The 8,161-nt window shown below is 53.5% G+C and carries 1 protein-coding gene; it reads left to right on the plus strand.

The genetic code is table 11. The features are described from left to right. Positions 1 to 183: 183 nt before the first annotated feature. A partial coding sequence (locus HYW18_00905; protein ID MBI2484695.1) for an Ig-like domain-containing protein occupies positions 184 to 8,161 on the plus strand: 7,978 nt, incomplete at its 3' end.

Consider the following 8,161-nt stretch of genomic DNA (forward strand, 5'->3'; position numbering starts at 1 on the left):
ACTCACGTGTTTTTTAGGGTCGTGCTATACTCCCTCCATACAACATAGGTACCTATGCATCTAACGAATGCAGTCTATTCAGTGTATTTTACGTCGTAAGTCGATACGGCGGCCTTTTGTTAAGTAATTTTAAAATCGAAGTCGCTCATATACGCGTATAGCGAGTTCGAGAACATGTGAATTATGAGTCAATACGTTAAATCAGTACTTTACGGGAAGGGAGGATGGCTGGCGCTTACGACGGTTACGGCCGTCGTGCTTGCCGCCACGGTGTCCCTTGTGACCCAGACGACGCTGTTTTCAAGAGCGGCGATCTCTGGCCTCACGGTGGATCCGCTTATTACGACAGCGAACCGCGGTATCGTGGCAAGTTCACTGCAAGTTCCGGTGGTCGGGATTGATGTAGTTGGAAGCGCGGGAGAGTCTATTGATTACGTAGATGTCTCTGTTGATGATGCAGGCGGTGGCGAGTTTACCTACGCTACTGATCTTGCTGCTCTGGCTTCTGGTGTGAATGAGGCCTCAGGTGTTGCGCTCTATGTTGACGACGGAAGCTCATCTGGCCAGTTTGATTCCACAGATAGCATTGTGAGTTCATCTGCACTGGAAGACAACGGCGCTGGTGAAGTGCGTGTAAACGTCACCGCATCGCTCCCCGCGAATGACACGGGGGCAAACAGCGGCGATGACTTTTATATTGTCATTCGATCTGGTGCCGATGACGCTGACACGGATGCCGGGGATGACTTTGATGTCAAAGTAGACAACGGTGACCTCGTGTTTAGCGACGCAAGCACGAATGGTGCAGAGGTTGCAGACACAACGAACCTTATCTTTGACCCGACGGCTCCGACTGTCTCAAGCCGAACGACTGTTGATGCCGATGATGATGGATTTATCGATGCGGTGGATGTCGTGTTTACAGATGCGCAGTCGAGCGGGTTGAATGATGATTTCTCCGGTTTGACGATTGACGTTGCTGGTTACTCCGGCGAGTCAGTCGGGACGGGGAGTACGTCGGGTGACCTTACTATTCGTGTAACAGTGACAGAGCAAACATCCCCAAACTTCGATACGGATGCGATCCCGACTGTACAAGTGACGGCAAACACGACACTTTCAGATCTCACTGTTGGCCGCGTCCGTGAAACGACATCAAGTAGCATTACTACATCAAACGGAAACTTACACGCGACAGGCGCCGCAGTAGCTTCAACAGATGGGGCTGCGCCTGCCATTGTGGGTGTCGCGACAGATGATACGGATGGCAACGGCACGGTGGATCGGGTGACGCTAACATTCTCCGAGCCCATTGATACCGTTGACTCTGGTGGTGCTGTAGACGGGTTTAATGCGTTGGAGGGTCTGGAAAATAGTTGTGCGATTGCCAACCAAGATCTTAGCGCTAGCGACGATACAGAGTCCATGGATATTACAGTGTCTAGCTGTACTGCGGGCGATACAGCCATCACCACAACGATTAACTATGAACAGGATGGCGCTTCGACGATCTTTGATAATGCTGCAAGTCCAATTGAAATGGAGGATGAAGAGACGACAACGAATGAACGTGATAACGCTCCGCCGGCCATCCTTAGTTCAACCACGGACGATACGGATGGCGATGGTACCGTAAATCGCGTCACGCTCGCCTTCTCCGAGACCGTTGATATTGCTGATGGGAACGCGGGAGACGGCTTTAATGGTCTTGAGGGACTCGAGAATAGCTGTACGATTGCCAACCAAGACTTGGCTTCCAACAGTGTATCCTCCATCGCCATTACCGTTTCCGGCTGTACAGCTAGCGATACCTCTATTACCACAACGATCAATTACGAACAGGATGGTACGAACACTATTCTTGATGAGTCTGCGTCTGCAAACGAGATGGATGATGAGGAAGCATCTGGTTCAGAGGTTGACGGTGCCCCGCCTGCGATTCTTTCTATCACGACCGATGACACCTCCGGAGACGGTACAGTGGATCAACTGACCGTGGCCTACTCGGAACAGGTGGATATTGTGGACACCAACGCTGGTGCAGACGGTTTCCCTGGTTTTGACGGCGTTACGGACTCCTGTGCCATCAGCAACCAAGATGAAACGGCAAGCAATGTTACGTCTTCAGTACTTACGGTAGGAAGCTGTACGGCGAGCGATACGTCCATATTAGTAGAACTTTCGTACAACTCCGGCGACGCCAACACAAGCATTATTGATAATGCCTCCGTTGAGATGGATGATAACGAAACGGTAGCGACCGGTACCGATGGTGCTCCCCCAGCCATTCTTTCCATCACCACAGATGACACCTCCGGAGACGGTACAGTGGATCAACTTACCGTGGCCTACTCCGAACAAGTTGATATTGTGGATACAGGAACAGGCACAGACGGCTTTGGCGGCTTCGATGGCCTCACGGACTCCTGTGCCATCAGCAACCAAGATGAGACGGCGAGTAATACGACATCTTCGGTTCTCACTGTTGCAAGCTGTACGGCGAGCGACACGTCCATCCTCGTAGAGCTTGCCTACAATGCAGGCGATGCAACAACAAGCATTATCGACAATGCTTCCGTGCAGATGGATGATGATGAGACGATCGCTACAGGTATTGATGGGGCTCCGCCGGCGATTCTCTCGTCGACCTCTGATGACACGAATGGGAACGGCAACGTGGACCAGATTATTCTGGTGTACTCCGAGCAAGTAGACATCACAGATGGTGCCGCCGGGGATGCGTTTCCAGGTGTCACGTTCTCGGACAGCTGTGTTGCGGCCAATGCAGATTATGCGGCAAATAACGCCACAAGCAGCACGATTACTGTTTCCAGCTGTACATCAAACGACACATCTATCACGGTTGATCCCACCTATGCGGCCGCCTCTGGGCAGATCCAAGACAACGCAGCAACTCCGGTGGAGATGGACAACGGAGAGACAGTGACAGGTATAGATAACGCTCCGCCCGCCTTTATCTCGTCGACCTCCGATGACACGGATGGAAACGGCAACGTGGACCAGATCACCATCGTTTACTCCGAAGCTGTAGACATCACGGATGGTTCTGGTGCCGATGCTTTCCCAGGCGTGACGTTCTCGGACAGCTGTGTGGCGGCTAATGCGGACTATGCGGCGAACAATGCCACAAGTTCGACAATCACTGTTGCAAGCTGTACCTCAAATGATACGTCTATCACTGTTGATCCGACCTATGCCTCGGCGTCTGGCCAGATCCAGGATAATGCCGTCACACCGGTGGAGGCAGACAATGGAGAAACGGTTACGGGTATCGACGGCGCTCCGCCGGCAATCCTCTCTATCACGACCGACGACACTTCCGGAGACGGTACCGTTGATCAGCTCACGGTGGCCTACTCCGAACAAGTAGACATTGTAGACACCAATGCTGCTGCGGACGGTTTCCCAGGCTTTGATGGTCTCACGGATTCCTGTGCCATCAGTAATCAAGACGAAACAGCAAGCAACGTGACATCCTCTGTTCTCACCGTTGCAAGTTGTACAGCGAGCAACACGGCAATCTTGGTTGAGCTCTCTTACAACTCTGGCGATGCCAACACGAGCATTATCGACAATGCTACGGTTGAGATGGACGACAACGAAACAGTGTCAACAGGTCTTGACGGCGCACCGCCGGCGATTCTTACCGCCACGACTGACGACACCAATAGCGACGGAACGGTCGACCAGCTCGAGCTTGTTTTCTCGGAATCCATTGACACCGTTGACAATGGTGGTGCGGGAGACGGGTTTGACGCTTTTGAGGGCCTTCAGAACAGCTGCACAATTTCAAACCAAGACTTGAGTGCCAGCGACGACACAACAACGATGGACCTCACGCTCTCGAACTGTACAGCCAGCAGCACGTCCATCACTTCAACCATTAACTATGAACAGGATGGCGTCTCGACGATTCGAGACAATGCCGTGACGCCTGTTGAAATGGATGATGAAGAAGCGGCAGGATCAGCCGTTGATGGTGCTCCACCAGTAATGCTTGATGCTGATACGCTAGACGGATACACGGCAGGAACAGATGGAGCCATGACGGGGGCCGCGGCAAATGGACGCCTGGATGCTCTTGAGATGCTCTTCTCGGAGAGCATCAGCGATGCCTCGGTTACGCTTGGAAACTTCACGCTCTCAAACGGTGGCACGGTTTCAAGCGGTGACTCTGGAGCTACGGCAAACGATACGCTCTACTACCTCGTCATTGATAACACAACATTCGCGACGGATGGCACACCGACGATTACCTACACGGCAGGAACGCTTGATGATTCTGCTGCACCGTCAAACTTGACGGTCTCGGAAGCAGAAGTGGCAGATGACACAGCCGCGCCGGCCTTCACGGGTGCTGCCTCGGGCGACAACGACGGCGACGGGGATGTGGACCGCTTGGTGCTGACATTCTCTGAAGCCATCAACGTAACAGACGGTGTTGCAGGTGACGGTTTCTCGGACATCGGTCTTACGGCCAGCGAGGGGACAGCCACGATTGGCAACTCTGCCTATGTGGAATCCGGCAACCAACTCACGCTTCTTGTCTCTGGCCTCACAACCACGGAAGGTACGGACGTGACGATCAACCCCACCTATACGGTAAACGGCGCGACGGTTCACCAGATTGTTGGTGAGGGAGACTCCATCGAAGTATTGACGGGGGAGACCATGACGGGAACGGACGCCGCTAAGCCGGTTGCGCTCTCGGCTCAATTCACAGACAACGGAAACAATGGATCCGTTGACCGTGCGGCGATTACCTTCTCTGAATCCGTCGCGGCGGGTACGTATGAGGATGCGGACTGGACGATTACCGCGGGAGATATCGGCATGACGGATGATACGGCTGGCGCAATCTCGACCGTCACGCTCACACTTACCGTCTCTGCGGATACAAACGAAACAGGTGGTACGACTCCGCCAACGGTTGCATACAACCGTGCATCTGGAACAGCGGATTCCATAGTGGATGGATCCGGAAATGTGCTCGAAAATATCTCGTCCCTCACGCTTAGCGATGCCGCCGGACCGGTGGCACTTTCGGGGACATATGAGGATGTTACGAGCGTGGACGGGCAGATTGACCGCCTGGACATCTTACTTACAACAGAGGCCTCCTATACCTGTACCGCGATTGAAGCTGCTGACTGGTCGTTTAACACGGCCGGGACGATAACTCTCGCTTCTGACCCGTCAGGCTCTTGTACTATCAGTACAGCCACTTTGCAGCTACCCTGGGCCGCCGAGCCGAATCTCACCGGTGGAGAGATAGATCCTGTTATCAGTTACACGGACGCAGGAACAGCCAATTCGATTATTGATAGTGCAGGCAATGACATCATTCTTTCGTCCTTCACCGTAACAGACGGAGCTGGACCGGTGATTGTCAGCATGTCTACGATGGATGATGATTCAGATGGGAAAGTGGACATGCTCTCAACGGTATGGACTGAGACGGTGGATGATTCGGATTTCGCCGCAGCTCAAGATTCGATTTCTGGCGGATTGGTACTCTCCGGTTCGCTTGCTACACCGACTTCCGTATCAGATACGGCGGATGACAACACGAACTACGTAGGTATTACCGAGGCGGCAAGCGGAGACACAGATGCCACGGGAACATACACGGCGGGCGCGGCTCTTATCCAAGACTTTGCTGTCGGCAATACTTCTGGAGCCGACTCGCAAGCCGTAACGGACAACGCGCGACCGGCGTTTATCTCGGCAGTGACAGGGGACAACAACAGCGACGGAACCGTGGATCGACTTGTTCTCACATTCTCTGAACCTGTTGATGTCACAGACGGTGGCACAGATAGCTTTGTTACCCTTGCTTCCAGCAGTGGGGTGGTTACGGTGACGGCAGGCTCTTACGCCGCGACGAATACAGAAACCCTTACGCTTACAGTTGGCGTAGACTTCAACGACGCTACGGCGGCAACCATTAGTCCGACGTATGCTGTTGCAGGCACCGGCCAAATTGATGAGACAGCCGCAGGAAACCTGGAGATGGCAAACACGGAAACAGTAACCGGCACGGACGGTGCGGCACCGCAAATTGTAGATGCTTCCTATCGCGATACGGATGCGGATGGTCAGATTGATCGTGTAAGAATTTCGTTCTCTGAGCCGTTGGATGTATCAAGTACCTTCTCCAACTCTAACTTGGCTGTGAATACCGCAGGGGACTTTACGGCTCTGGCATTTGGTGCGAGCTCGACAGACTTGATCTCAAGTGATGGTCTAACATCGATTGATGTGGATGCCACCACGGAAGCAACTGCCGAAGATACGAATAGCGCTACATTCCTTGTAGAAACAACAGGAAGCTATTCGCTTGTAGACAACATTGCTTCACCAAACACAGAGACGTCGGTAACGATTCTTGCTGCCGATATGACGGACGAAGCAGCGCCGATCATTAGCAATGTGGCGTACCAAGATGAGGATCTCGATGGACAAATTGATCAGGCTGTCATCACGTGGACAGAAACCATGGATGCGGGGACCTCAAACTTTGAACCAAGCGATGTGGTTGAGACGGTTGGGGACTTTACGGGGTTGAGCTTTGGCACGGACTCAACGACAGATCAGATTACCTCCAACACAAGTACCGTAACGCTTGATGTGGATGATTTGACGGCAGCCGCAGAATCGACAGCTGTTGATACAAACTCCACAACGTTCACTATCGGATTTGCGGCCAGCACCTTTGTCTTCGCAGATGCGGCAGGCAATACCTATGCCGCTCTCCATACAGTCTCGACAGCCGATGTTGAAGACGATGCCGCGCCGGTGATTGATACGGTGACGATTCGTGAAACCAACAATAACGGTCTTATTGACACTATCGCTATTGGCTGGTCAGAGAACCTAGATACAGATGACGGAGCTGCACCGGTACTGGCCGATCTCGGTACGATTACGTTACCAGACGGGCAAACGGTAACGTCTGCAACGATCAGTGATCCGGCAGGCTCCAGCAATACAGTTACCCTCACCAGTGTTGTTGGTCAGTCAACCATAAACACAGCTGCTGGTTCTACTGCCGTCAATGGCATTACGACTCAATGGACAGATGGAACAAATCAGACAGCCAATCCTGACGATTCCGAATCTGTTGTGGATGATGCGGGCCCGAACATGATTACCGCGAGCACCCAGACGGCAGATACAGACCTTGACGGGATGATTGACCAAATCACCGTAACATTCTCTGAAGATCTTACAGGTTCAGGTGTAGGGACGGCAGATTTCACCGTGGCTTCTCCGAGCTATACCGTTTCTGCTGCAAGTGAGACATCAGCCGGAGTTGTAACCCTTACTCTCACGGAAGCAAGCAGTGCGGATACGGGGAGTACTCCAACCGTGCGTGTCTGTGCTTCAGGGGCTGGATGTATTCGCGATGCCGACGCACTTACCGTTGCAACCCAGGACCATACGGTAACTGCTGTAGACAATGCCGACCCGATTCTCATGAGCGCCAGTCCAGCAAACAGTGGCCAGCTCATCCCTGCCTCTGCGAATTTCACCCTTACCTTCTCGGAAGACTTGGCGGCATCGTCTACCACATCGGGAAATATCACGGCTACAGGAACTGGCTCACCGACCATTACGCTTACGGAGAGCTCCGCTGGTGTGATCACCGTGTCACAGACAAGTGGCAACTTCAGCTCTGGTGCCACGGTAACAGTGACGGTGACGACTGGCGTGGTTGACCCAGCAGGTAACACTTATAACACGGCAGCAACGGTGGCGACGGAGCCATATACGTTCACCACTCTCAACCCGTCCTCTTCGGGTGGCGGGGGAGGTGGTGGAGGCGCTTCGACCGTCACGGTCGTGAGCAACTCGGTGACGGTGACTTCGCCCAACGGCGGACAAACGCTCACGGGTGGCGGCACGCATACGATTACGTGGAGCTCAACGGGATCTCTCAATAACATCAACCTATACTACTCGGTTGACGGGGGCGCCAACTATGGCCTCATTGCGGCTGGCACCGCCAACGACGGCTCCCACACCTGGAGCGTGCCCAACACGGCAACCTCTCAGGCCCGTGTGAAGATCGTCGGCCGTGACGCCGGTGGAGCCACCCTGGCCACCGACACCTCGGACTCCAACTTCATCATTGCGG

The sequence above is a fragment of the Candidatus Uhrbacteria bacterium genome (assembly GCA_016187485.1).
GTDB lineage: Bacteria > Patescibacteriota > Patescibacteriia > UBA9934 > UBA10169 > JACPJO01.